We start from the raw sequence: 26,061 nt of genomic DNA, 5'->3' as shown, positions 1-26,061 counted from the left end.
TGGTTTGACAACTTTAACTTTATAGATAGAGGAGAACGCCTATGTATCCTGCCCCTTTTATTGCAGTGGAAGGCCCGATTGGAGCCGGAAAAACAACTTTGGCTACAATGCTTGCGAAGGAATTTCAATTTCCTTTAGTAAAAGAGATTGTAGAAGAAAATCCATTCTTAGATAAATTTTATGAAGATATGGAACAATGGAGCTTTCAGCTTGAGATGTTCTTTTTATGCAATCGGTTCAAACAGTTAGAATCAATTGAAGAAAACTATGTGAATAAACAGCAGCCAGTTGTCACTGATTATCACGTCTATAAAAATATGATATTTGCAGAAAGAACATTATCAAAAAAGCACATGGATAAATACAGAAAGATCTATCACCTGCTAACAGACGATCTTCCTAAACCAAATGCCATGATCTATATAAAAGCCAGCCTTCCCACCTTACTTGAAAGAATACAGATGAGAGGACGCTCTTTTGAAGAAGACATTGACCCAGCTTATTTAAAAACACTCATTGAAGATTACGAGCTGGCTATTGAACATTTAAAACAGACTGAGCCAGGGCTTCCTATCATTACAATTGAAGGAGATCATACAGACTTCGTTTCCTCACAGCAAGATTACCAGCAAATTGTACAGAACATAAAGGAGCAAGTGCTATGAACAATATCGAAATACCAAAGGACGCAGTCATCACAATTGCCGGGACTGTTGGTGTCGGCAAATCAACTATGACCAAAACAATAGCGGACAAGCTAGGGTTTCAAACCTCTCTTGAAAAAGTAGATGATAACCCATATTTAGAGCCTTTTTATTCAGATTTCCAAAGATGGAGCTTCCACTTACAGGTCTATTTCCTAGCTGAGCGTTTTAAGGAGCAAAAGCGGATTTTTGAATCTGGCGGAGGATATGTACAAGATCGTTCCATTTATGAGGATACTGGCATTTTTGCAAAAATGCATGCGGACAAAGGTACGATGTCTGAGGTTGATTATGAAACGTATACAAGCCTATTTGAGGCGATGGTGATGACACCTTACTTCCCTCACCCTGATGTCCTCATCTATCTACACGGGGATTTAGATCATATTTTACATCGTATTGAGGAACGCGGCAGAGAGATGGAAACTCAAACTGACCGGGCTTATTGGGAAGAAATGTACACTCGATACACGGAATGGATCGAACAATTTGATTTATGCCCAGTGATTAAAATTAATATTGAAGATTACGACTTACTTCATGATGAAAGCTCACTTGATCCCATTCTTCATGAAATAGCTTCTGTTATTCAAAAAAATCGCTCTAAAACAAAATAAAAAAAACCGCTGCATTCGCGAAATGCAGCGGTTTGACAATTTCCAATTTTTATGCTTGCGTTCAATTCAACTAAGGTAAAAAATCAATATGGCGGAGGAAGAGGGATTCGAACCCCCGCGGGCTTTGACACCCCTGTCGGTTTTCAAGACCGATCCCTTCAGCCGGACTTGGGTATTCCTCCGTATCGACAAGAACTAATATACCATATCATTTTATTTGAAGTCAACATCTTTTCGAAAAAAATTTCAATATGTGATTTCGGCATGATATTTGCCTATAAAAAAGCAGCCATTAACGGCTGCTCGTGATCTATTTCGTATCCTGTCTAATTTCTTCAATAAACTGATTCATCTCTACTTTAAACTCATTTAATGACTCGATAATCTTCGTAAAGTCTGTCACTTGTTTGGCTTGTTCATTTGTTGAGCTGCTGATTTGTGAGATGTTTTCAGACAAAGTGCCAATGCTGTCTTGGATTTCTTTTAAAAATGTATTAATGGTTTCAGCCGCTTCCTTCGAGCCATCTGATAATTTGCGAACTTCATCAGCAACGACAGCAAACCCTTTTCCGTTCTCTCCTGCTCTTGCGGCTTCAATTGCAGCATTTAAACCGAGCAGATTTGTTTGTCTAGCAATTCCGCCGATGGTTTTGACGACTTCTTCAATATTCGCAGATTTCTCTTCCGCTCTTCCTGCCTGTTCGCTTATTTCTAAACTTGTGGCAGCCAGTTCTTGTGAATGTGCAGCAATTTGCTCAATTCCACCTTGGAGTTCTTTCGCTACTTTATTGATTTGCTCCATATAACCACTTAATTTCTTTTCACGATGATGTGAAAATGCCACTAAAAAAGAGCCAATTACTTTTCTGTCTTCATCAAAAATCGGGTAACCTTTTACAGCAATTTCATAACCATATAAATGCTCTGGTAAATGACCGTCATATTCTTGTCCTCTTAATGTCGTCGCCACATTTTGGTCTTCTAAGTTCAATGGGTCTCCAACTTTCATACCAAAATCTATTGTGTTAGACGGGTAATAACAAAGTATCTTTTCTGTATCTGTGATGCCGAAAAGAATACTTTCATCTAGTACCTTTCTAAGTAAATGAGCCATTTCTACATAATAGTCAAGCTTATTCAAGGTTATTCCTTCTTTCCTAGAAGCTTTTAATTTTTTTATCGGCTAAATTCAGGAAAACTGTAGGACTTTTGGTAAAAAGAAAAAGATGCCTTGACGGCATCTTATTTCATCACTTCTTTATTTCCCATATAAGGACGCAGTACTTCAGGAATGATCACTGTGCCGTCCTCTTGTTGATAGTTTTCTAAAATTGCTGCTACGGTTCTTCCTACCGCTAATCCAGATCCATTTAATGTGTGGACATGTTCTGGCTTCGCTTTAGGCTCTGAACGGAAACGAATGTTTGCACGTCTTGCCTGGAATGCTTCGAAGTTACTGCAAGAAGAAATTTCACGGTACGTATTCTGGCTCGGAATCCACACTTCGATATCGTATTTCTTCGCAGCTGTGAAGCCTAAATCTCCAGTACACATACTCATGACGCGGTATGGCAGGTTCAGTAGCTGAAGAACTTTTTCTGCTTGATTTGTTAGTTTCTCTAATTCTTCATAAGAATCTTCTGGTCTGACAAATTTCACAAGCTCTACCTTGTTAAATTGATGCTGACGGATGAGTCCACGTGTATCTCTTCCGGCAGATCCAGCTTCTGATCTAAAGCAAGCACTGAATGCTGCATAGTTGATTGGCAGCTGGTCACCTTCGAGAATTTCGTCACGATGCATGTTGGTAATCGGCACTTCAGCTGTTGGAATGAGGAAGTAATCTTCTTCACGTATTTTAAAGGCATCCTCTTCGAATTTTGGAAGCTGCCCAGTTCCTGTCATACTTGCTCTGTTGACCATATAAGGTGGAAGCACTTCAGTAAAACCAAACTCATCCACATGTAAATCAAGCATAAAGTTATATAATGCGCGCTCTAAGCGGGCGCCAAGCCCTTTATAAAAAACGAAACGGCTTCCTGTCACTTTTCCTGCACGTTCAAAATCAAGGATGTTGAGTTCATCAGCTACGTCCCAATGTGGTTTTGGCTCAAATGAGAAGGCTGGCTGTTCGCCCCATTTTCTCACTTCCACGTTGTCGTCTTCTGTTTCACCAACTGGTACAGAGTCATGAGGGATATTTGGAATTGAGAACAGGATGTGCTGCAGGCTTTCTTCTACTGTTCTTAGCTCATCATCCAGCTTCTTAATCTCATCTCCTACCTTACGCATTTCTTGAATAATGTGATCGGCGTCTTTCTTTTCTCTTTTTAGAACGGCCACTTGCTGTGATACTTCATTTCTTCGGCTCTTTAATTCTTCTGTTTTCCCGATTAATTCTCTTCTTTTTTGATCTAGCTCACCAAACTTATCAAAATCCGCTAAATCTTCGCCTCGGTGTGCCAATTTTTCTTTGATTTGATCAAAGTCCGTGCGCAGTTGTTTAATATCCAGCATGTGTAACACTCCTTTTTTTATCGAAAAATAAAAAGAGCCCTCATCCCATGAAAGGGACGAGAGCTCTCGCGTTGCCACCCTGATTGAAAACATGCAGAAGCATGCTTTCCTCTTTCCTCTGTAACGGTATCACCGTAAATGCTTACTTCTCGTGTTTCAGCATTTCGCTCAAGGATGGATTCAGAATGCATCTTTCACCGATTCTCACCAACCATCGGCTCTCTGAGAAAGAGGGGCTTCTTACTATTTCCCGTCAACGCTTTTTCGATCTTTGATTGTGATTTTAATGTACTATAAGTTTTATCTCTTTTCAACCGTTTTATACAGTAAGCTTCGTTTTGTAGGACTTCACCATATCTACAAACAGCTGTGTTAACCGGTGGTCGTCTGTCAGCTCTGGATGAAAAGAGCAGCCTAAGAGATTGTTTTCTTTCGCCATCACAATCCTGCCATCATATTCAGCCATGATTTCTACGTCATTATCTGCGCTGATCATATGAGGCGCACGGATAAATACCCCTGTAAACGGCGCATCCAGTCCTTTTACTTTTAAATCTGCTTCAAAACTGTCTACCTGCCTGCCAAAAGAGTTCCGTGCAACAGATACATTTAACAGGCCAAGATGAGCATCTTCTCGATCTTCGATATGCTTTGCCAGCATAATCAAACCGGCACATGTCCCGAAAATCGGTTTCCCTTGAGCAGCGAACGCTTTGATCGGTTCAATGAATTGGTACGTATCCATAAGTCTCCTCATCGTCGTACTTTCTCCACCAGGGATAATCAAACCGTCAACGGATTCTAGCTCTTCTACACGTTTGATGATCTTTCCTTCTGCGCCGCAGGCTTCAATCGATTGAATATGCTCTCTCACCGCTCCTTGAAGCCCAAGTACACCAATTGTCAGCATGTTCATTTGCGCTCCTTAATTACCAGCCACGCTCTTGCATACGTTCTTCTGGCAGTAGATTTGAAATTTCAATTCCTTTCATGGCTGTTCCAAGCTCTTTTGAAAGTTCTGCAATGAGACGGTAATCAGTGTAATGAGTCGTTGCTTCAACAATCGCTTTTGCAAATTTAGCTGGATTGTCTGATTTGAAAATACCAGATCCGACAAATACACCGTCTGCGCCAAGCTGCATCATTAATGCAGCATCTGCTGGTGTCGCAACGCCTCCTGCTGCAAAGTTCACAACTGGCAGCTTGCCGTCTCTTTTGATTTGCAGCAATAATTCATAAGGCGCGCCAAGATTCTTGGCTTCTGTCATCAGTTCATCTTCACTCATAGCCGATACTTTACGAATCTGAGCATTGACCTTTCTCATATGACGAACAGCTTCTACGATGTTGCCTGTCCCAGGTTCTCCTTTTGTACGAAGCATAGTAGCGCCTTCTGCGATACGGCGGGTTGCCTCACCTAAATCGCGGCATCCACAGACAAAAGGTACTGTGTATTCATTTTTATTTAAATGGAATTCCTCATCTGCGGGCGTCAGCACTTCACTCTCATCGATATAATCAACACCAAGTGCTTCAAGAACACGAGCCTCGACGATGTGGCCGATACGTGCTTTTGCCATGACTGGAATCGTTACTGCATTTTGGACTTCCTCTACGATTCTTGGGTCTGCCATACGGGCAACACCGCCTGCTGCACGGATATCAGCTGGTACTCGTTCTAGCGCCATGACTGCTACCGCACCTGCTTCTTCTGCAATTTTTGCCTGCTCCGCATTAACGACATCCATAATGACGCCGCCCTTTTGCATTTCTGCCATTCCACGTTTCACTCGTTCAGTTCCCTTATTGCTCACAATAGTTTCCTCCCATTTGTCTATTCGATTTGATTCAACATCTTTATCATACAAGCGAGAAAGCATAACAATAAAGAGAATAGTATAACAATTCAACCAGCCGATAAAAAAGAATAACCCCTTGTTTATAAAGGATTTTCAGCTAAAAACATGCCATTTTCTCTTTCAAGAGTGATTTACATGCTATAATGCAGCTATAACAATTAAAAATCATGTATAACAATTTTATATTCTATGGAGGGGTTTCATGCATATTGATATCCATCGACACTCTGATACATCTCTTTCAAATCAAATTTACTTTTCTATCATCGATCACATTCAATCGGGTTTGCTTCAACAAGGGGAAAAGCTGCCAACTGTCCGTGATTTAGCGAAGCAGCTGAATGTAAGTCTTGTCACGGCAGCTAAGGCATACACCCGATTAAAGGACGATGGATATTTAACGACGGTGCAAGGTAAAGGCACTTTTGTGGATGAGCAGCAAGAGCAGGCAGAGACCCCGGTTCCATCATCTACTTCTTTCGATTGGCAGTTGTCGATTCCAGATTATTTACCACGGTCTCAATTCGCCCAGTATCACTATGTCGAAGAAGCCATTAACCTTTCTTCCTCTATGATCGATCCAGGTCTTTTGCCAAACCGATATTTAGAAAAAGAAATGCAGCATGTGCTAGCCAGACATCCTCAAATCATGTCGAAGTATGGTGAAATACAAGGTGATCTTCAGCTGCGACAAGTCATTCAGTCCTTTTTAGAAAAGTTGGATGTGCCGTCTACCCCTGAAAATATCCTTGTAACAAGTGGTTCTCAGCAAGGGCTTGATTTGGTGGCACGTACGTTTATTGGGCCGGATGATGTGGTTGTCATGGAAGCACCGACCTACCCAGGGGCCATTGATGTCTTTATGGGCAGAGGAGCAAGAATCATTACCGTCCCTGTCGATCATGAAGGAATGAACATGAAGCAGCTTCAAAGCATTATTGATAAATATAAACCGAAGCTGATCTATACGATTCCTACTTTCCACAGCCCAACAGGGGCCAGTATGTCGATGAAGCGTAGAAAACAGCTTCTCTTACTGGCTCAAAGCATAGATTGTCTCATTGTAGAAGATGATCCTTATCGTGAGCTTTATTTTGAAAAGAAGCCGCCAGCACCTATTAAAGGCTTGGACCATGATGGACACGTCATTTATTTACGAGGATTAAGTAAAACACTGGCTCCAGGATGCAGAATAGGGATTATCACCGCGTCAGGCTCGATATTTAACCGTTTATTAGCTGCAAAGGCTAATAATGACTTAGGCAGCCCTCTTCTCACACAAAAGGCCATCTTGCCGTTTCTGACATCGAAGAAAATGATTGATCATACGAAGAAGCTAAGAACCGCCTTGAAGGTGAGACGCGATTTGATGATGGATGTGTTAACGAAGCACGCACCGAAAGATGTAACGTGGCAAATTCCACAAGGCGGGCTCAATTTATGGCTCAGCTTTCCTTCCTGGGTCGATACACGAGCACTGTTACATGAGGCCCGTAAGCAGCAAATTACTTTTCTGCCTGGCTCTGTCTGCTATCCTGGAGAGCCGAAACAGAATTATATCCGCCTCAGCTTTTCCTATGTGAATGAAAAAGCACTGACCGAGGGCGTGGAAAAGTTATGTGGTATTTTTCAGCAAGCCTTGTCCACTCCTCAAAATCAGAAGCAATCGCTCTTCTTTTAACGATAAAAAAACTGCTCTCATGAATAGGGGACTGACCCCATAAGATGAGACAAATAAAAAACACCTTCAAGTTTGAAAACGGATCGTTGTGATCCGATATAAAACATGGAGGTGTTTTTCTATGGGGACAAGAGTGAGTTATCCGGTTGAAGTCAAACAGAAGGCTGTAGACATGAGATTGGCAGGCGTACCTATGAAAGAGATCATGCAAGAATTGAATATCAAAAATAAAACGCAGGTTCAAACATGGGTGAGGTGGCATAAGGCTGGGGATACACACCGGTTCGAACAGCCTGTTGGAAAACAATATACCTATGGAAAGGGTCCCGAGTACTCTTCCGAATTAGAGAGACTGCGGGCAGAAAATCGCTATCTGAGTCAACAGAATGAAGTTTTAAAAAAGTACAACGAATTGGAAAGGAAGTTGATAAGGAAACGTCAATCAAACTGGTAGAAGAATTGCGCAAAAAGATGACAGTACAGGACATCTGTGTCCATTTAGGCATCTCACGCGCTTCGTTCTATAGATGGAAAAAGAATCTGACTCAGAATCATTCTAAAAGACAACTAGAGAAACAAATCGGCACGTTGTGCCGAGAGCACAAGTATCGATATGGATACCGAAAAATTACAGCCATACTAAAAGTGGGAATGCGTATTAACCATAAAACTGTTCAACGTATCATGCAGAAAAACCAGTGGCAATGCCGGGTTAAAATGAAAAAGCGTAAGAAGAATGGGCAACCCTATGCCGTGGCTGGTAATATACTCGATCGGAACTTTCAGTCTGATCGCCCTCTTGAAAAACTAGTAACGGACATCACGTATTTGCCTTATGGACAGAAACAATTGTACCTTTCCAGTATATTGGATTTATATAATGGAGAAGTGATTGCTTTTACGATTGGTGATAAGCAGGACACAGACTTTATCTTAAACACACTTGATCAGCTCCCAGCACTGCCTGAGAACTGCGTGTTACATAGCGACCAAGGTTCTGTGTATACATCTTACGAGTATCAGAAAGCTGTTCATATAAAAGGCATTACCATGAGCATGTCCCGTAAAGGGACACCCGCTGATAATGCCTCCATCGAATCGTTTCATTCCTCACTAAAGTCTGAAACGTTCTATCTTAACAGCATTGATCGAACTACGACCAACATCGTAGAACGCACTGTCAAAGAATACATTTATTATTATAACAACATTCGTATTCAAACGAAACTAAACAACCAATCACCGATAAACTATCGGCAATTGGCTGTATAAAGGTGTTTTGATCCCTGTCTCAAAAACGGGGGTCAGTCCCTAGAGAGCAGTTTTTTTATTAGAACCAGCCTTTTACTGTGTCAACGATTCCGCCCCAAATGCCAGCGAAGAATCCACCTACACCGCGCATTGCAAGGATGAACCAGTTTGCTTTTTCATCGCCTGTTTTCGTCACAAGCTCAACACCTGATTGGTCTTTATTTAAATAGCCGTAGTCCTTCTCATCACCAGAATAAGAAGTCGTCAGCATGCCAACCTTCGTTCCTTTTTTAATAGGAGCTTCTAGGTTCTTTTTCTCGATATTTACTTTTGCTTTATAGCTCTTTTCGTCACCATTTTTTACTGGCACAGAAAATGCTTCTTTCGTCACAACAGGTACTTCTTTATCTTTGCCTTTATCCACTTCGATGTTTTCATGTCCTTTAATTTGTTGACCTTTTTTGTACATTTCTTTCATCGTGAAGTTTTTAAACGCATAGTCGAACAGTTTTTTTGCCACGTCGAAACGTGCTGTATGAAGATTACCTTTTGCATTCAAGATAACTGCGATGACACGCATGTCACCTTGTTTTGCTGTACCTGTGAAGCTAGAACCGGCTGAATCTGTAGATCCTGTTTTCAGACCGTCAACACCTTTATATTCCTTCACAAGTCCTTTCAGCATGAAGTTCCAGTTAGGCATGTCCATTTCATCGTCCGTGCCTTCTCTGAACTTTGTTTTCGCAATACTTGCTGTTTCAAGAATTTCTGGATGGTCTTTGATGAGATGCTGTGCAAGCAAAGCCATATCTTTTGCAGATACTTCACTTTCTTCTTCAGGACCTGTACCTTTTGGCTGTTGGCCATGTAAGTCTTTATTTTCCAGACCAGTTGCATTCACGAATTTGTAGTTTGTTAAACCAAGTTCTTTTGCTTTTGCGTTCATTTTTTCAACAAACTTCGATTCTGATCCAGCGATCACTTCTGCTAAACCAATCGCTGCTGCATTTGCCGAATAAATAGCCGTTGCTTGATAAAGTTCTTTTACTGTATACGACCCATCTTTTCTCAAAGGAACGTTGGATAAGCTGCGGTCCTGAGAAATTTCGTATACATAATCATCTGGCGTATACTTTTGATCCCATTTCACTTTTCCTTCAGAAATTGCCTCTAGTAATAGATACTCTGTCATCATTTTTGCCATACTTGCAATAGGCAGTCTTTGATCTGCGTTTTTACTATAAAGAATTTTACCTGTAGAAGCTTCAATAAGGATCGCTGCTTTCGCATTCACACTGAATGGATCTTCAGCTGCTTTTGCTTTGGACATTGGTGTAAATGCTGTAACAATCAATGCCAATGCAAGGATAGAGACCATAAGCTGTTTCAACATCTTGCTGTTCAATCGTCATACCTCCGTATTCATCTTTTTTCGACGTTTTTCATATATATGTAATCCACAAGGGCTTATCTCAACACAACAGTATAAATTTTATCACAATAAAGACAAAAAAAATAGACAGAGTCATAGACCCTGTCAAATGTAATTTGATTGTCACAATTTATCAAGAAATTGTGTAGTTTGGTGATTCTTTTGTAATTTGTACATCATGTGGATGACTCTCACGAAGCCCTGCACCTGTCATACGAATGAACTGTGCTTCTTCTCTAAGAGTGCGTAAATCCTGTGTTCCACAATAACCCATCCCAGAACGAATACCGCCAACTAGTTGATACACTGTATCAACGACTGGCCCTTTGTATGGTGTACGGCCTTCAATACCTTCAGGAACGAATTTTTTATTATCTTCTTGGAAGTAACGATCTTTACTTCCTTTTTCCATTGCAGCGACAGAACCCATACCACGATAAACTTTGAAGCGTCTGCCTTGGAAAATTTCTGTTTCTCCCGGGCTTTCAGATGTACCAGCTAGAAGACTTCCCAGCATAACAGCATGTCCGCCAGATGCTAATGCTTTCACGATATCACCTGAATATTTAATTCCACCATCTGCAATAATAGCTTTACCATGTTTTCTTGCTTCTGTTGCACAGTCATAGATCGCTGTGATTTGGGGTACACCGACACCTGCAACAACACGTGTTGTACAAATAGATCCTGGTCCAATACCGACTTTCACAATATCTGCTCCTGCTTCAAACAATGCTTTTGTTGCTTCAGCTGTTGCAACATTACCAGCAATGATGTTAAGAGAAGGATACGTTTCACGGATTTTCGATACAGTGTTTAGAACACCTTGAGAATGACCGTGTGCTGTATCAATGACAATGACATCCACATTGGCTTCGACTAATTTTTTCACACGTGTCATTGTATCGCCAGTGACACCAACAGCGGCACCCACAATTAAACGGCCATGTGCATCTTTAGAGGAGTTAGGGAATTCAATCACTTTTTCAATATCTTTGATTGTGATGAGACCTTTTAACGTTCCTTCGTCATCTAAAAGAGGTAATTTTTCAATCTTGTATTGCTGTAAGATTTTTTCAGCTTCTTCTAATGTTGTACCAACAGAAGCTGTCACAAGTTCCTCTTTTGTCATCACGTCGCTAATCTTCATTGAATAATCCGAAATAAAACGAAGGTCACGGTTCGTAATAATACCAACAAGCTTTTGGTCTTGTTCGTTATTGACAATCGGCACACCTGAAATACGGTATTTACCCATCAAATGCTCTGCATCAAATACTTGATGCTCTGGTGTTAAGAAGAATGGATTTGTAATAACGCCGCGCTCTGAACGTTTTACTTTATCCACCTGTTCTGCTTGCTGTTCAATGGACATGTTCTTATGAATAATACCAAGACCACCTTGACGTGCCATTGCAATCGCCATTTGTGATTCCGTCACTGTGTCCATTCCCGCACTGATAATTGGAATGTTTAGCTTTAATGTGCTTGTTAGCTCCACTGATAAATCGACATCACGCGGAAGTACTTCAGACTTTGCTGGAACAAGCAAAACATCGTCAAACGTCAAACCTTCTTTTGAAAATTTACTTTCCCACATTAGTAAATCCCCCTCTTTTCGGCAAAATATTATATGTAGATTATCAACTAGCAAACAGCATGTCAAGGAAGCAACAAACAGTTGCAATTTTTAGAAAATATAAAGAGAGTTGAGGAAGAAGATGAAAAGTTCAGGATGGAAGGATTTAAAACGTTTTTACTCGCTCGAAACCTCCCAAAAGTTTCTATTTCAACAATATGAGAAACGGAACATTCAAGATGCAAACCAGCAAGCCTATAAAAACTGTGAACGATTTATTTATTTTCTAAAACATGGCCATACGTTCTATGAACAGGCTGCGATCGCGCCTCTAGAACTTAAACCCATTTTATTGTTTTATGGAATGGCACAACTGCTAAAAGCATGCTTGCTGACAGTTGATCCCCATTATCCTTCTCAAACTTCTGTTTTAGCTCATGGCGTAACATCGAGAAAGAGAAAGAAACAACATTACCGTTTTAGTGAAGATGAGGTAAAAATCCAAAGAAATGGGCTATGTATGCATGTGTTAAAGCATCTATTTCAATTAAATGGTCTTGAAGATGAGCGATTTACGATGATCCATCTCCTGTCTAAAATACCTGAAATGAGTCATATTCTTGAATTTCAAAAGCAGCCCTCGACATTAGTTAAAGTGGAAAAGGCTAACGGAATGATGATTCAAGATCATATTCCATTACTTTATAACATGTCTGCTGAACGCTTTATTGAATACTTTGAGTTCCATACAAGCTGGAAACTCAAACAGAGAGAGGCTAAAAAACTGACGTTTGATGTATTTTTTGAAGAAAACCCAGCACTTGCTACTCATCTTCATTATGATTTAGAAATGGATCAATGGTTTATACCGTCAACACGAGATGCTTTTCTAGGCATTCCTGAGATCATCAGCCATTACTTATTGATGTATAACCTTAGTATGATTGCCCGCTACGAAACAGAATGGTGGTACGAGCTGCTGTCTCAATACATTAGCGATGATTACGTCATGATTGAACGCTACATGGAGATTGCAGAAGAGAAGTTCCCAGCTTACATCATGATGCTGTTAGAAGAAAAAACAAAAAAGACCAGTTCCGACTGGAACTGATCCTTATAGAAGCTTGGCGGCGTCCTACTCTCACAGGGGGAAACCCCCAACTACCATCGGCGCTGAAGAGCTTAACTTCCGTGTTCGGTATGGGAACGGGTGTGACCTCTTCGCTATCGCCACCAAACCTGATGGAGAGAATGTTCTCTCAAAACTAGATAACAATGTTCATGCTTCACATTAGAATATAGGTTAAGTCCTCGATCTATTAGTATCTGTCAGCTCCACGTGTCACCACGCTTCCACCTCAGACCTATCAACCTGATCATCTTTCAGGGATCTTACTTCCTTGCGGAATGGGAAATCTCATCTTGAGGGGGGCTTCATGCTTAGATGCTTTCAGCACTTATCCCGTCCGCACATAGCTACCCAGCGATGCCCTTGGCAGAACAACTGGTACACCAGCGGTGCGTCCATCCCGGTCCTCTCGTACTAAGGACAGCTCCTCTCAAATTTCCTGCGCCCGCGACGGATAGGGACCGAACTGTCTCACGACGTTCTGAACCCAGCTCGCGTACCGCTTTAATGGGCGAACAGCCCAACCCTTGGGACCGACTACAGCCCCAGGATGCGATGAGCCGACATCGAGGTGCCAAACCTCCCCGTCGATGTGGACTCTTGGGGGAGATAAGCCTGTTATCCCCGGGGTAGCTTTTATCCGTTGAGCGATGGCCCTTCCATGCGGAACCACCGGATCACTAAGCCCGACTTTCGTCCCTGCTCGACTTGTAGGTCTCGCAGTCAAGCTCCCTTGTGCCTTTACACTCTGCGAATGATTTCCAACCATTCTGAGGGAACCTTTGGGCGCCTCCGTTACATTTTAGGAGGCGACCGCCCCAGTCAAACTGCCCACCTGACACTGTCTCCCTGCCCGATAAGGGCAGCGGGTTAGAAGGTCAATACAGCCAGGGTAGTATCCCACCGATGCCTCCACCGAAGCTAGCGCTCCGGTTTCCAAGGCTCCTACCTATCCTGTACAAGCTGTACCAACATTCAATATCAGGCTGCAGTAAAGCTCCACGGGGTCTTTCCGTCCTGTCGCGGGTAACCTGCATCTTCACAGGTACTATAATTTCACCGAGTCTCTCGTTGAGACAGTGCCCAGATCGTTGCGCCTTTCGTGCGGGTCGGAACTTACCCGACAAGGAATTTCGCTACCTTAGGACCGTTATAGTTACGGCCGCCGTTTACTGGGGCTTCAATTCGCACCTTCGCTTACGCTAAGCGCTCCTCTTAACCTTCCAGCACCGGGCAGGCGTCAGCCCCTATACTTCGCCTTACGGCTTCGCAGAGACCTGTGTTTTTGCTAAACAGTCGCCTGGGCCTATTCACTGCGGCTTCTCGGGGCTTTAACACCCTAAGAAGCACCCCTTCTCCCGAAGTTACGGGGTCATTTTGCCGAGTTCCTTAACGAGAGTTCTCTCGATCACCTTAGGATTCTCTCCTCGCCTACCTGTGTCGGTTTGCGGTACGGGCACCTCTCACCTCGCTAGAGGCTTTTCTTGGCAGTGTGGAATCAGGAACTTCGCTACTAAATTTCGCTCGCCATCACAGCTCAGCCTTTATGGGAAACGGATTTGCCTATTTCCCAGCCTAACTGCTTGGACGCGGATATCCAATACCGCGCTTACCCTATCCTCCTGCGTCCCCCCATTGCTCAAATGGTGAGGAGGTGGTACAGGAATATCAACCTGTTGTCCATCGCCTACGCCTTTCGGCCTCGGCTTAGGTCCCGACTAACCCTGAGCGGACGAGCCTTCCTCAGGAAACCTTAGGCATTCGGTGGACGGGATTCTCACCCGTCTTTCGCTACTCATACCGGCATTCTCACTTCTAAGCGCTCCACCAGTCCTTCCGGTCTGGCTTCACAGCCCTTAGAACGCTCTCCTACCACTGTTCGCAAGAACAGTCCGCAGCTTCGGTGATACGTTTAGCCCCGGTACATTTTCGGCGCAGAGTCACTCGACCAGTGAGCTATTACGCACTCTTTAAATGGTGGCTGCTTCTAAGCCAACATCCTGGTTGTCTAAGCAACTCCACATCCTTTTCCACTTAACGTATACTTTGGGACCTTAGCTGGCGGTCTGGGCTGTTTCCCTTTCGACTACGGATCTTATCACTCGCAGTCTGACTCCCAAGGATAAGTCATCGGCATTCGGAGTTTGACTGAATTCGGTAACCCGGTAGGGGCCCCTAGTCCAATCAGTGCTCTACCTCCGAGACTCTTACCTTGAGGCTAGCCCTAAAGCTATTTCGGAGAGAACCAGCTATCTCCAGGTTCGATTGGCATTTCACCCCTACCCACACCTCATCCCCGCACTTTTCAACGTGCGTGGGTTCGGGCCTCCATTCAGTGTTACCTGAACTTCACCCTGGACATGGGTAGATCACCTGGTTTCGGGTCTACGACCACGTACTCATGCGCCCTATTCAGACTCGCTTTCGCTGCGGCTCCGCATCTTCTGCTTAACCTTGCACGGGATCGTAACTCGCCGGTTCATTCTACAAAAGGCACGCCATCACCCGTTAACGGGCTCTGACTACTTGTAGGCACACGGTTTCAGGATCTATTTCACTCCCCTTCCGGGGTGCTTTTCACCTTTCCCTCACGGTACTGGTTCACTATCGGTCACTAGGGAGTATTTAGCCTTGGGAGATGGTCCTCCCGGATTCCGACGGAATTTCACGTGTTCCGCCGTACTCAGGATCCACTCTGGAGAGAATGACATTTCAGTTACAGGGCTGTTACCTTCTTTGGCGGGCCTTTCCAGACCTCTTCGCTTATATCATTCCTTTGTAACTCCGTATAGAGTGTCCTACAACCCCAAGAGGCAAGCCTCTTGGTTTGGGCTGTTCCCGTTTCGCTCGCCGCTACTCAGGGAATCGCATTTGCTTTCTCTTCCTCCGGGTACTTAGATGTTTCAGTTCCCCGGGTATGCCTTCTCATACTCTATGTATTCAAGTATGGATACTACTCCATTACGAGCAGTGGGTTTCCCCATTCGGAAATCTCCGGATCAAAGCTTGCTTACAGCTCCCCGAAGCATATCGGTGTTCGTCCCGTCCTTCATCGGCTCCTAGTGCCAAGGCATCCACCGTGCGCCCTTTCTAACTTAACCATTTCTTACTTTAGAAAGAATCACTATGTGTGATGAACTTTGCATTGCATTCAATGTGAATGTATTACTTATTGTTATCTAGTTTTCAAAGAACACGTTGGTGGAGCCTAGCGGGATCGAACCGCTGACCTCCTGCGTGCAAGGCAGGCGCTCTCCCAGCTGAGCTAAGGCCCCGATTTAATAGAAGATGGTGGGCCTGAGTGGACTCGAACCACCGACCTCACGCTTATCAGGCGTGCGCTCTAACCAGCTGAGCTACAGGCCCATCTTTCATATCGAAGATATGATGTTGTAGGATCTTTTGCAAGTTCCTTCAAAACTAAACAAGACGAAAACGCACGCTGCTCCATATATCCTTAGAAAGGAGGTGATCCAGCCGCACCTTCCGATACGGCTACCTTGTTACGACTTCACCCCAATCATCTGCCCCACCTTCGGCGGCTGGCTCCATAAAGGTTACCTCACCGACTTCGGGTGTTGCAAACTCTCGTGGTGTGACGGGCGGTGTGTACAAGGCCCGGGAACGTATTCACCGCGGCATGCTGATCCGCGATTACTAGCGATTCCAGCTTCACGCAGTCGAGTTGCAGACTGCGATCCGAACTGAGAACAGATTTATGGGATTGGCTAAACCTTGCGGTCTTGCAACCCTTTGTTCTGTCCATTGTAGCACGTGTGTAGCCCAGGTCATAAGGGGCATGATGATTTGACGTCATCCCCACCTTCCTCCGGTTTGTCACCGGCAGTCACCTTAGAGTGCCCAACTGAATGCTGGCAACTAAGATCAAGGGTTGCGCTCGTTGCGGGACTTAACCCAACATCTCACGACACGAGCTGACGACAACCATGCACCACCTGTCACTCTGTCCCCGAAGGGAAAGCCCTATCTCTAGGGTTGTCAGAGGATGTCAAGACCTGGTAAGGTTCTTCGCGTTGCTTCGAATTAAACCACATGCTCCACCGCTTGTGCGGGCCCCCGTCAATTCCTTTGAGTTTCAGTCTTGCGACCGTACTCCCCAGGCGGAGTGCTTAATGCGTTAGCTGCAGCACTAAGGGGCGGAAACCCCCTAACACTTAGCACTCATCGTTTACGGCGTGGACTACCAGGGTATCTAATCCTGTTCGCTCCCCACGCTTTCGCTCCTCAGCGTCAGTTACAGACCAGAGAGTCGCCTTCGCCACTGGTGTTCCTCCACATCTCTACGCATTTCACCGCTACACGTGGAATTCCACTCTCCTCTTCTGCACTCAAGTTTCCCAGTTTCCAATGACCCTCCCCGGTTGAGCCGGGGGCTTTCACATCAGACTTAAGAAACCGCCTGCGAGCCCTTTACGCCCAATAATTCCGGACAACGCTTGCCACCTACGTATTACCGCGGCTGCTGGCACGTAGTTAGCCGTGGCTTTCTGGTTAGGTACCGTCAAGGTGCGAGCAGTTACTCTCGCACTTGTTCTTCCCTAACAACAGAGCTTTACGATCCGAAAACCTTCATCACTCACGCGGCGTTGCTCCGTCAGACTTTCGTCCATTGCGGAAGATTCCCTACTGCTGCCTCCCGTAGGAGTCTGGGCCGTGTCTCAGTCCCAGTGTGGCCGATCACCCTCTCAGGTCGGCTACGCATCGTCGCCTTGGTGAGCCATTACCCCACCAACTAGCTAATGCGCCGCGGGTCCATCTGTAAGTGACAGCCGAAACCGTCTTTCATCCTTGAACCATGCGGTTCAAGGAACTATCCGGTATTAGCTCCGGTTTCCCGGAGTTATCCCAGTCTTACAGGCAGGTTACCCACGTGTTACTCACCCGTCCGCCGCTAACATCCGGGAGCAAGCTCCCTTCTGTCCGCTCGACTTGCATGTATTAGGCACGCCGCCAGCGTTCGTCCTGAGCCAGGATCAAACTCTCCGAAAAAGTACAAAACCGAAGTTTTGTTTTTCGTCAGCGTTTGACTGACTACCTATGAAGTATCATAGGATTTTTTTATAAAAACTCGAATTAACAGGTACGTTTTGTCTTGTTTAGTTTTCAAAGAACTTGTGTGTCACTCTCTCAAAGCGACCACTTAAATATATCATATATCTCTATCAACAGTCAACATTTTTCTTGAAAAACATTTTATTTTTTTAAGAAGTTTCCACTGTAAAAGAGATAAAAAATAGAGCCTCTTTTTGCTCCTTTGAAAGATTAACACATATCTATGAAAAAAGCATTATAAATTTCAAAAAAACTCATGTTTTTTTAGAAAAAAATAAAGCCGGTGAAGAACCGGCTTCAGATTGTTGACAAAGGGCTATAATGATCTTTATTTTAGCTCTTTGTCTTCTTTTCAGCGTGATAGAAAACCTTTGCAGTCTAGGAAGGACGGCTACTTTTGCGGAGCGAATTTGACATTCGTGAGCACCAGCGCGCAGGACTGACAAAGAATGCGAGGGTTTGTCTACACGCAGAAGCCGGTGAAGAACCGGCTTTATTTTTACTCAGATTGCTCTTGATCTGACTCTATCGTTTCTGCGTTTTTTTCACTATTCTCTTCATCATCTTCTTGTGATTGTTCAACTAATGCCACTGTAGCGACATGTTCGTCATCACCTAGACGAATCAGGCGGACACCTTGAGTGACTCGACCTGTTGTTGAAATGTCTGAAACGGCCATACGAATGATCACGCCGCTCCCTGTAATAATCATCAAGTCCTCTTCAGCATTCGTCGCCTTCACTGCGACAAGCGGACCATTGTTGTCACTGATTTTACATGTTTTAAGACCTTTACCGCCCCGACTTTGAACACGATATTCTTTTTCAGGTGTTAACTTACCATACCCTTTTTCGGTGACGATCAATACGTTTGCATCTGGCTCAAGGATTTCCATCCCAACGACGATGTCATCTTCAGAAAGCGTAATTCCTTTCACGCCAGCTGCCGTACGCCCCATTTCACGAACATCTGTCTCGTCGAAACGAATCAGCATACCTTTTTTCGTTCCAATGATGATTTGTTTTTCTCCATTGGTTAAACGGACAGCCATCAGTTCATCTTCGTCACGAAGACTTAATGCGATAAGTCCATTGTTTCGAATGTTGGCAAACTGAGACAATGATGTTCGTTTTGATACACCATGTCTTGTTGTAAAGAAGAGATACGAATCTTCATCAAATTCGCTTACTGGAATAATGGCATTAATCCACTCTCCCTTTTCTACTTCAAGCAGGTTAATAATCGGAATCCCTTTCGCTGTCCGTCCGAATTCAGGAATCTCATATCCCTTCGCACGATAAACCTTCCCTTTATTAGAGAAGAAGAGGATCGTATCATGGGTAGATGTTGAAATCAGCTGTTCTACGAAATCATCCTCATTGGTTCCCATGCCCTGAACACCTTTACCGCCTCTTTTTTGACTGCGGTATGTTGATGCAGGCAGACGCTTGATATAACCATTATGAGTCAGCGTAATCACGATGTTTTCAACAGGAATCAAATCTTCGTCTTCAATTGTTTCAATACCTGCTGTCACAATTTCAGTACGGCGCGTATCATTGAAACGTTCTTTGATTTCCGTTAACTCTTCTCTAATGATTTCAAGAACTTTCTCATTGTCTGCTAAAATGGCTTTCAACTCAGCAATCAAATCAACAAGTCCTTTGTATTCTTCTTCTATCTTTTCTCTTTCCAAACCAGTTAAGCGCTGAAGACGCATATCAAGAATGGCCTGTGCTTGTTTTTCGGACAGGCTATAGTTCTCCATTAAGCCATTTCTCGCGATTTCAGCAGTTTGAGAGCTTCTAATTAATGCAATGACTTCATCTAAGTGGTCAAGGGCAATTCTTAAACCTTCTAGAATATGAGCTCTTGCTTCGGCTTTACGAAGTTCATATGCTGTTCTTCTGCGAATAATCACTTTTTGATGCTCTAAATAATATTCAAGACATTGTTTGAGGGACAAGACTTTCGGCTGTCCATCAACTAGTGCCAATAAGTTGATCCCAAATGACGTTTGAAGTGTCGTTTGTTTATAAAGATTGTTTAATAGAACGTGGGCGTTCGCGTCTCTTCGCAGTTCAATCACGATCCGCATTCCATTACGATCAGACTCGTCACGGAGATCTGTAATGCCATCGATCTTTTTATCGCGCACAAGATCAGCGACTTTTTCGATCAAACGTGCTTTGTTGACCTGATATGGAATTTCATTAATGACAATCCGCTGCTTACCGCTGGATGTTTCTTCGATGATAGACTTTGCACGTAATGTAATAGAACCCCGGCCTGTTTCATATGCTTTGCGGATTCCGCTTCGGCCAATGATTTGTCCCGCAGTTGGGAAGTCTGGTCCTGGAATGATCTCCATTAGTTCCTGTGTTGTCATTTCTGGGTTTTGACTTATCGCCAGTACCCCATCAATCACTTCACCTAGCTGGTGAGGCGGAATGTTGGTTGCCATCCCTACAGCGATACCTGTTGCCCCGTTGACTAATAAGTTCGGGAAACGAGCAGGCATGACGATTGGTTCTCTTTCACTGCCATCGTAGTTATCTTGATAATCAATCGTATCCTTAGTGATATCACGCAGGATTTCCATTGAAATTTTAGATAGACGCGCCTCAGTATAACGCATTGCCGCTGCACCGTCTCCATCGACAGAACCAAAGTTCCCGTGGCCTTCAACCAGCATATTTCGATAGTTGAAGTCTTGCGCCATACGAACCATCGCTTCGTATACAGCGCTGTCACCGTGAGGGTGGTACTTACCGATAACTTCCCCAACGATACGTGCAGATTTCTTAAATGGTTTATCACTTGTCATACCTAGGTCATTCATCGCATACAAAATTCTCCGATGCACGGGCTTCAAGCCATCTCGCACATCTGGTAATGCACGCGAAACAATAACACTCATTGCATAATCTAAAAAGGACGTACGCATTTCTTGACTAATATTTACTTCGCGTACATTTGGTGTATGTTGTTCACTCACTATAAGAACCTCCCTTTACGTATCACATGAAATAAATTATGTGGGAGTAAAATATGTATTTATCTTCACAAGACTATTCTCCATTATATCAATAATCTCGGCTTTATACACATTTATTTACTAGAAAATCAACGAAAACACGGAAAACCAGGACATTCGTTACACGCCCCTATTTCTTGAAAAACAACCTTATTCCAAACAAGAAATAAGGTTGTTCTCAGGAGGGATCTATCTAAATATCAAGGTTTTTCACGTATTGCGCATTTTCTTCGATAAAGTTTCGTCTCGGTTCTACTTTATCTCCCATCAGCATTTCAAATGTCTCATCAGCATCGATCGCATCCTCAAGTGTGACTTGAAGAAGTGTTCTCGCATCAGGGTCCATTGTTGTTTCCCAAAGCTGAGCAGCATTCATTTCTCCAAGACCTTTATAACGCTGAAGTCCAGGCTTTGGTGTTTGAGGAAGTGATTTTAACAGCTCATCCAGCTGTTTATCGTTATACACGTACTCCACACGTTTTCCTTGCTGCACTTTATATAAAGGCGGCTGCGCAATATACACATAACCGTTTTCAATGATTTCACGCATGTAGCGATAGAAGAATGTTAAGAGCAGCGTTCGAATGTGTGCTCCATCCACATCGGCATCTGTCATGATCACAATTTTGTGATAGCGTGCTTTCTCTAAAGTAAAGTCTTCTCCGATTCCAGTTCCTAACGCTGTAATCATTGAACGAACCTCGTTGTTCGATAAAATTTTATCTAAACGAGCTTTTTCTACGTTTAGGATCTTCCCTCTTAACGGTAAGATCGCTTGGAAGTGACGATCACGGCCTTGTTTAGCAGATCCGCCCGCAGAATCTCCCTCTACAATATAGAGTTCAGAGATGGAAGGATCTTTAGAGGAACAGTCGGCCAGTTTCCCAGGTAAGCTGGAGACTTCCAGTGCACTTTTACGTCTTGTCAGCTCACGAGCCTTTTTGGCAGCCATTCTTGCACGAGCTGCCATTAGTCCTTTTTCCACAATTTTTTTCGCAGAATCAGGATTTTCAAGCAAGAATTTCTCAAGTGCTTCAGAGAAAAGGGAGTCTGTGATGGTTCTCGCTTCTGAGTTCCCAAGCTTTGTCTTCGTTTGTCCTTCGAATTGAGGGTCTGGATGTTTGATGGAGATAATGGCTGTTAAGCCTTCTCGCACATCTTCACCGCTCAAATTCGAATCCCCATCCTTGAATACGCCATTTTTACGAGCATAGTCATTGATGACACGCGTTAGACCGGTTTTAAAGCCAGCTTCATGTGTTCCGCCTTCATACGTGTTGATGTTGTTGGCGAAGGAATAGATATTGCTTGTATAGGAATCGTTGTATTGTAATGCCACTTCAACCGTGATTCCGTCTTTCTCACCTTCGATGTACACAGGTTCTTCATGAACGACTTCTTTTGAACGGTTTAAATGTTCTACATAGCTCTTAATACCGCCTTCGTAGCAGTATTCATTTCTCCGTTCTTTGCCTTCACGCAAGTCTTCAATGATGATGTTTACACCTTTTGTTAAGAAAGCTAACTCACGAACACGGTTAGCAAGTGTATCGTAATCAAATTCAATGGTTTCCGTGAAAATTTCTGGATCTGGCACAAAGTGGGTTGTTGTCCCGGTTACATCTGTTTCACCAATAACCTCTAAATCTCCCACTGGAACACCGCGTTTAAACTGCTGATAATGAATTTTCCCATCACGGTATACAGTCACGTCTAAGGTAGTAGATAATGCATTTACAACAGATGCCCCTACACCATGCAGACCGCCAGATACTTTATAACCGCTGCCGTCAAATTTACCGCCAGCGTGAAGAACAGTCATAATGACCTCTACGGCAGGACGCCCCATTTTCTCATGAATTCCAACAGGAATCCCGCGGCCATTATCTTTTACTGTAATGCTGTTATCTTTTTCAATTTGCACTGTAATGTCTGTACAATAACCAGCTAATGCCTCATCAATACTGTTGTCGACAATTTCCCATACAAGATGGTGAAGTCCTTTTGCATTGGTTGACCCAATGTACATTCCTGGACGTTTTCTAACAGCTTCTAGTCCTTCAAGCACCTGTATCTGATTTTCATCATAACTATTATGTTGCTGTTCCATTGCCACGTACATTCACCTACACTTTTCTTAAACGATATATTTATATGAATTGAGCTTTTAGACTTCAATTTCAACCACAAACGAAGCACGTTTTTTGAGCGTGCTTGAGGAAAGAGGAGAGTAATAAACAGATTCAGTTGTGACGACAATGGATTTGGGTGTCCCTTGTGATAACGAAATGATATGTTTCTCCTGTTTTTGCAGAAATTCTTCTACAACAGAAGACGACCTCATTTTGTAATCAACAATTGCGACAATCTCTCGTGTAGAAACAACACAATCATCACCTAAATGAATATACAAGACTCACACCTCATTTATCAGTCAATTACTTTTCCACTGGCTACTCTGAAAATTTCCGCTTCTTTCAGGGTAGCGTGATCGATGCCTTCAACACCTGTTGTAGTGACGAAGGTCTGTACACGTCCCTGAATGGTATGGAGCAAATGAGACTGTCTGTAATCATCAAGTTCAGATAACACATCATCAAGCAGAAGAATAGGATATTCTCCGATTTCTTCATGTATCAGATCAATTTCTGCCAGCTTTAGTGAAAGAGCTGTTGTTCTTTGCTGCCCTTGAGAACCATATGTCTGAACATCCCGACCATTCACAAAGAAAAGCAGGTCATCTCTGTGAGGACCCCACAGTGTCACCCCTCGGTCTATTTCTCTCTCTCTTAATTTCTGAAACGATTCTTCATAGCTATTCTTTATTTTCGACAAGTCTGACGCTTCTGATACCTCTATTGCCGTCTGGTATTGGAGCGTGAGTGTTTCTAGCTCTCTAGAAATCCCAAAATGCAGCGGCTGCGCCCATTTTTCGAGCTGTTTCGTAAAAGTCAGTCGTCTTTTGACCACTTTCGCTGCCGCATCAATCAACTGCTCTGTTAAAATCTCCAGCATCGCTTGATCCGTTTGCTTTCTTGTCTGCAATTGTTTCAAGTAATGATTCCGCTGAGAGAGGATTTTTTGATAGAGCGATAAATCATGCAAGTAGACAGCAGAAACTTGTCCAATCTCCATGTCGAGGAATCTTCTGCGGATTTGCGGGCTGCCCTTCACAAGACTTAAGTCCTCTGGCGCAAACATGATGGTGTTTAACGCACCAACATAATGACTGAGCTTCTGTTGTTCAATGTGATTGACCTTGCCCTTTTTCCCTTTTTTTGAGATCACGAGCTGCATTGGGAGTGGGCCATTTTTTTTAATGACTCTACCTTCTATTTTAGCATAGTCTTGGTCCCATCGGATAAGTTCTTTATCATTTGACGTACGATGAGACTTTGCCATCGACAATACATAGATCGCTTCCATCAAGTTCGTTTTACCTTGGGCATTCTCACCGATCATGACATTCACCTTATTGTCGAATTGAAGCTCGGTGTGTTCATAGTTTCGGTATGAAGTTAACACCAGACTTTGAATGTACATGTATTGTCACCCGTTTCTAATTCACAACTTGAAATGTGCCGTAACCTTCAATCTCGACAACATCTCCTGGGTATAGTTTGCGTCCCCGTCTATTATCTGGCTCTTGATTAATGAACACCTCATGTTCACTTAAAAACCATTTCGCCATTCCGCCAGATTGGATGACTTCGGCTAATTTCAAAAACTGCCCTAATGTAATCATTTCTGTTTCAATGGTTATAAGATTAGGCATTGTATCGACCTCTTTCAATATCACTAATATCTAATTGTACTAAAAAACAAGACAAGAAGGAAAGGGAGAAAGCGAACTGGGATGAAAGAAAGCATGGAAAACGAGAAGAAAAGCTGCTGTGCACTCACACAGCAGCCATTTTAGATTGAATTAATACGTTCTTACCGGGAGAATCAATTGCAAGATAGAATCATCATTCGGCGTACGCAGCAGGAACGGTCTCATTGCACCAGTAAAGCTTACATGAATATCTGTTCCCTCTAATACTTTTAACGCATCCAGCATATATTTTGGACTGAAGGAGATTTTAAGATCTTCCCCTTTAATGTCATCTGCTTGAACCGTCTCCACCACTTTACCGATCTCAGGCGAATTAGAAGAGATTTCAAGGCTTTGTTCAGGATCAGCTGACAGTTTCACGACATTATTACGTCCTTCTCTTGCCAAAAGTGATGCACGATCAATGGCTTGAAGGAATTCTTTCGTGTTGACCACGACATCCGTTTTACTTTCTTGCGGGATCAGACGGGCTGTATCTGGATAATTTCCATCCAGCAACCTTGAGAAGAACAGCACGTTTTGTGCTTTAAAAAGAACTTGGGTTTCTGTAATGACGATGCTCACAAGATCTTGTCCATCATCAAGAATTTTACTTAGCTCTGTTAAACTCTTCCCTGGGATCACGACATTATACGAACTTTCCTCGTTAATATCTAACTTCGCTTTTCTTAAAGCGAGACGGTGGCTATCCGTCGCCGTGCATATTAATTCACCTTTTTCCACCTTCCAGTTTACACCTGTCAAGATAGGCCGTGTTTCTGAGGTGGACACTGCAAAAACAGTTTGACGAATTAAGTTTTTAAGCAGATCTGTCGGAATTTGAAATGCATGATGCTCTTCAATTTGCGGAAGATGCGGATATTCTTCAGCATCTAAGCCGTTTAAGTTAAATTCCGCTGAACCAGAGCGGATGATAGTCAGATGATTTTGTTCTACTTCAATTTCGACAGTAGACATAGGCAGTTTCTTTACAATTTCACTAAAGAAGCGGGCTTGAAGCACAATACTTCCCGGACGATCAATGGTGATAACCTCTAAATCTCCATCTCTTTGAGGAATGAAAGATTCAATTGAGATATCAGAATCGCTTCCTGTTAGAGAAACCCCTTCATCAGACGCAACAATTTTAATCCCTGTCAAAATAGGAATCGTTGTTCTAGAGGATACGGCCTTTAATACATCTTGGACACTTTGGACAAGACGATCTTTTTGAATCGTGAATTTCATAGTGGTCCTCCTAAATTTTCTTAATGACATGTATATATATTTTATTAATAAAAATCGTAGAAGTAATAGTAGGGCTTGTGAATATGTGGATAAGTCGAGAAAAAGAAAGGAAAGACAGCC

At 43.2% G+C, this 26,061-nt stretch carries 16 protein-coding genes, 3 tRNA genes, 3 rRNA genes, 1 pseudogene and 1 other annotated feature; of the genes and pseudogenes, 5 read left to right on the top strand and 18 right to left on the bottom strand.

The features are described 5' to 3' along the window. The first annotated feature begins 41 nt into the window (after window positions 1-41). Window positions 42-665, top strand: a complete 624-nt coding sequence (locus M1D81_RS00115; RefSeq protein ID WP_024425759.1) for a deoxynucleoside kinase — start codon at window positions 42-44, stop codon at window positions 663-665. Next, a complete protein-coding gene (locus M1D81_RS00110; RefSeq protein WP_003218104.1) occupies window positions 662-1,321 on the top strand; it encodes a deoxynucleoside kinase in 660 nt (219 codons plus the stop codon). The genes M1D81_RS00115 and M1D81_RS00110 overlap by 4 nt, the downstream gene beginning before the upstream one ends. Before the next feature lie 89 nt (window positions 1,322-1,410). On the opposite strand, the gene M1D81_RS00105 is transcribed toward M1D81_RS00110, so the two are convergent. The 5 genes and pseudogenes from M1D81_RS00105 to pdxS form a co-directional block, all read right to left on the bottom strand. Continuing rightward, window positions 1,411-1,503 (bottom strand) — tRNA-Ser (locus M1D81_RS00105). A 128-nt stretch (window positions 1,504-1,631) separates the two neighbouring features. Next, a pseudogene (locus M1D81_RS00100) lies at window positions 1,632-1,967 on the bottom strand (methyl-accepting chemotaxis protein); the annotation flags it as partial. Between the two features lie 596 nt (window positions 1,968-2,563). Beyond that, a complete protein-coding gene (gene serS, locus M1D81_RS00095; RefSeq protein WP_456265958.1) occupies window positions 2,564-3,838 on the bottom strand; it encodes a serine--tRNA ligase in 1,275 nt (424 codons plus the stop codon). Window positions 3,839-3,887: 49 nt separating this feature from the next. Further along, window positions 3,888-4,104 (bottom strand) — a binding site (T-box leader). 53 nt (window positions 4,105-4,157) lie between these two features. Then, window positions 4,158-4,748 carry a pyridoxal 5'-phosphate synthase glutaminase subunit PdxT gene (pdxT, locus tag M1D81_RS00090; protein WP_456265959.1) on the bottom strand — a complete coding sequence of 197 codons (591 nt, stop codon included), beginning with the start codon at window positions 4,746-4,748 and terminating at the stop codon, window positions 4,158-4,160. A 19-nt stretch (window positions 4,749-4,767) separates the two neighbouring features. Further along, window positions 4,768-5,652: a pyridoxal 5'-phosphate synthase lyase subunit PdxS gene (gene pdxS, locus M1D81_RS00085; RefSeq protein WP_456265960.1), complete on the bottom strand. Its 885-nt coding sequence runs from the start codon at window positions 5,650-5,652 to the stop codon at window positions 4,768-4,770. 247 nt (window positions 5,653-5,899) lie between these two features. Here pdxS and pdxR point away from each other — a divergent pair, with 247 nt between their 5' ends. Together pdxR and M1D81_RS00075 are read left to right on the top strand one after the other, a co-directional pair. Further along, the gene (gene pdxR / locus M1D81_RS00080; protein WP_456265961.1) at window positions 5,900-7,378 is read left to right on the top strand and encodes a MocR-like pyridoxine biosynthesis transcription factor PdxR; all 1,479 of its coding nucleotides are present in this window, start codon (window positions 5,900-5,902) and stop codon (window positions 7,376-7,378) included. A gap of 121 nt (window positions 7,379-7,499) precedes the next feature. After that, window positions 7,500-8,650 (top strand): IS3 family transposase gene (locus M1D81_RS00075; RefSeq protein ID WP_456265364.1). Its coding sequence is split into 2 segments (ribosomal slippage): window positions 7,500-7,773 and window positions 7,773-8,650, totalling 1,152 coding nucleotides; the frame shifts between segments, so codons are not numbered across the junction. Between the two features lie 58 nt (window positions 8,651-8,708). Here M1D81_RS00075 and M1D81_RS00070 read toward each other — a convergent pair. Both M1D81_RS00070 and guaB read right to left on the bottom strand, forming a co-directional pair. Then, the gene (locus M1D81_RS00070; RefSeq protein ID WP_456265962.1) at window positions 8,709-10,034 is read right to left on the bottom strand and encodes a D-alanyl-D-alanine carboxypeptidase family protein; all 1,326 of its coding nucleotides are present in this window, start codon (window positions 10,032-10,034) and stop codon (window positions 8,709-8,711) included. A gap of 160 nt (window positions 10,035-10,194) precedes the next feature. After that, the gene (guaB, locus tag M1D81_RS00065) at window positions 10,195-11,661 is read right to left on the bottom strand and encodes an IMP dehydrogenase (protein WP_024426749.1); all 1,467 of its coding nucleotides are present in this window, start codon (window positions 11,659-11,661) and stop codon (window positions 10,195-10,197) included. Window positions 11,662-11,782: 121 nt separating this feature from the next. On the opposite strand from guaB, the gene M1D81_RS00060 reads away from it, so the two are divergent. Continuing rightward, on the top strand, window positions 11,783-12,751 hold the full coding sequence (locus M1D81_RS00060; protein ID WP_456265963.1) for a YaaC family protein: 969 nt from the start codon (window positions 11,783-11,785) through the stop codon (window positions 12,749-12,751). An 11-nt stretch (window positions 12,752-12,762) separates the two neighbouring features. On the opposite strand, the gene rrf is transcribed toward M1D81_RS00060, so the two are convergent. From rrf to dnaN, 11 genes are all read right to left on the bottom strand, one after another. Beyond that, window positions 12,763-12,878: ribosomal RNA gene (rrf, locus tag M1D81_RS00055) — 5S ribosomal RNA — on the bottom strand. Window positions 12,879-12,939: 61 nt separating this feature from the next. Beyond that, window positions 12,940-15,870, bottom strand: a 23S ribosomal RNA gene (locus M1D81_RS00050). Window positions 15,871-15,968: 98 nt separating this feature from the next. Further along, a tRNA-Ala gene (locus M1D81_RS00045) sits at window positions 15,969-16,044 on the bottom strand. 14 nt (window positions 16,045-16,058) lie between these two features. Continuing rightward, window positions 16,059-16,135, bottom strand: a tRNA-Ile gene (locus tag M1D81_RS00040). A 95-nt stretch (window positions 16,136-16,230) separates the two neighbouring features. Further along, a 16S ribosomal RNA gene (locus M1D81_RS00035) occupies window positions 16,231-17,779 on the bottom strand. The 16S, 23S and 5S rRNA genes sit together here with 2 tRNA genes alongside, the layout of an rRNA operon. A 562-nt stretch (window positions 17,780-18,341) precedes the next feature. Next, entirely contained in the window at window positions 18,342-20,840 is a 2,499-nt protein-coding gene (gyrA, locus tag M1D81_RS00030; RefSeq protein ID WP_456265964.1) for a DNA gyrase subunit A, read from the bottom strand. A gap of 232 nt (window positions 20,841-21,072) precedes the next feature. Then, window positions 21,073-22,989: a DNA topoisomerase (ATP-hydrolyzing) subunit B gene (gene gyrB, locus M1D81_RS00025; RefSeq protein WP_456267177.1), complete on the bottom strand. Its 1,917-nt coding sequence runs from the start codon at window positions 22,987-22,989 to the stop codon at window positions 21,073-21,075. A 57-nt stretch (window positions 22,990-23,046) separates the two neighbouring features. Further along, the gene (gene remB, locus M1D81_RS00020; RefSeq protein WP_056766786.1) at window positions 23,047-23,292 is read right to left on the bottom strand and encodes an extracellular matrix regulator RemB; all 246 of its coding nucleotides are present in this window, start codon (window positions 23,290-23,292) and stop codon (window positions 23,047-23,049) included. A 17-nt stretch (window positions 23,293-23,309) separates the two neighbouring features. Further along, a complete protein-coding gene (recF, locus tag M1D81_RS00015; RefSeq protein ID WP_456265965.1) occupies window positions 23,310-24,422 on the bottom strand; it encodes a DNA replication/repair protein RecF in 1,113 nt (370 codons plus the stop codon). Between the two features lie 16 nt (window positions 24,423-24,438). Further along, a complete protein-coding gene (gene yaaA, locus M1D81_RS00010) occupies window positions 24,439-24,654 on the bottom strand; it encodes a S4 domain-containing protein YaaA (protein ID WP_008360916.1) in 216 nt (71 codons plus the stop codon). A gap of 150 nt (window positions 24,655-24,804) precedes the next feature. Further along, window positions 24,805-25,941, bottom strand: a complete 1,137-nt coding sequence (gene dnaN / locus M1D81_RS00005; RefSeq protein WP_024424074.1) for a DNA polymerase III subunit beta — start codon at window positions 25,939-25,941, stop codon at window positions 24,805-24,807. Window positions 25,942-26,061: the final 120 nt, after the last annotated feature.

This window comes from Bacillus sp. JZ105, assembly GCF_053903125.1.
This window is presented reverse-complemented; position numbering and strand designations above follow the sequence as displayed.

Bases quoted from the DNA above. Each gene is read 5' to 3' on its own strand.
- gyrB (WP_456267177.1), bottom strand. From the start codon at position 22,989: ATGGAACAGCAACATAATAGTTATGATGAAAATCAGATACAGGTGCTT.
- M1D81_RS00115 (WP_024425759.1), top strand. From the start codon at position 42: ATGTATCCTGCCCCTTTTATTGCAGTGGAAGGCCCGATTGGAGCCGGA.
- serS (WP_456265958.1), bottom strand. From the start codon at position 3,838: ATGCTGGATATTAAACAACTGCGCACGGACTTTGATCAAATCAAAGAA.
- pdxR (WP_456265961.1), top strand. From the start codon at position 5,900: ATGCATATTGATATCCATCGACACTCTGATACATCTCTTTCAAATCAA.
- guaB (WP_024426749.1), bottom strand. From the start codon at position 11,661: ATGTGGGAAAGTAAATTTTCAAAAGAAGGTTTGACGTTTGACGATGTT.
- pdxT (WP_456265959.1), bottom strand. From the start codon at position 4,748: ATGCTGACAATTGGTGTACTTGGGCTTCAAGGAGCGGTGAGAGAGCAT.
- yaaA (WP_008360916.1), bottom strand. From the start codon at position 24,654: ATGCCTAATCTTATAACCATTGAAACAGAAATGATTACATTAGGGCAG.
- M1D81_RS00110 (WP_003218104.1), top strand. From the start codon at position 662: ATGAACAATATCGAAATACCAAAGGACGCAGTCATCACAATTGCCGGG.
- recF (WP_456265965.1), bottom strand. From the start codon at position 24,422: ATGTACATTCAAAGTCTGGTGTTAACTTCATACCGAAACTATGAACAC.
- dnaN (WP_024424074.1), bottom strand. From the start codon at position 25,941: ATGAAATTCACGATTCAAAAAGATCGTCTTGTCCAAAGTGTCCAAGAT.
- M1D81_RS00060 (WP_456265963.1), top strand. From the start codon at position 11,783: ATGAAAAGTTCAGGATGGAAGGATTTAAAACGTTTTTACTCGCTCGAA.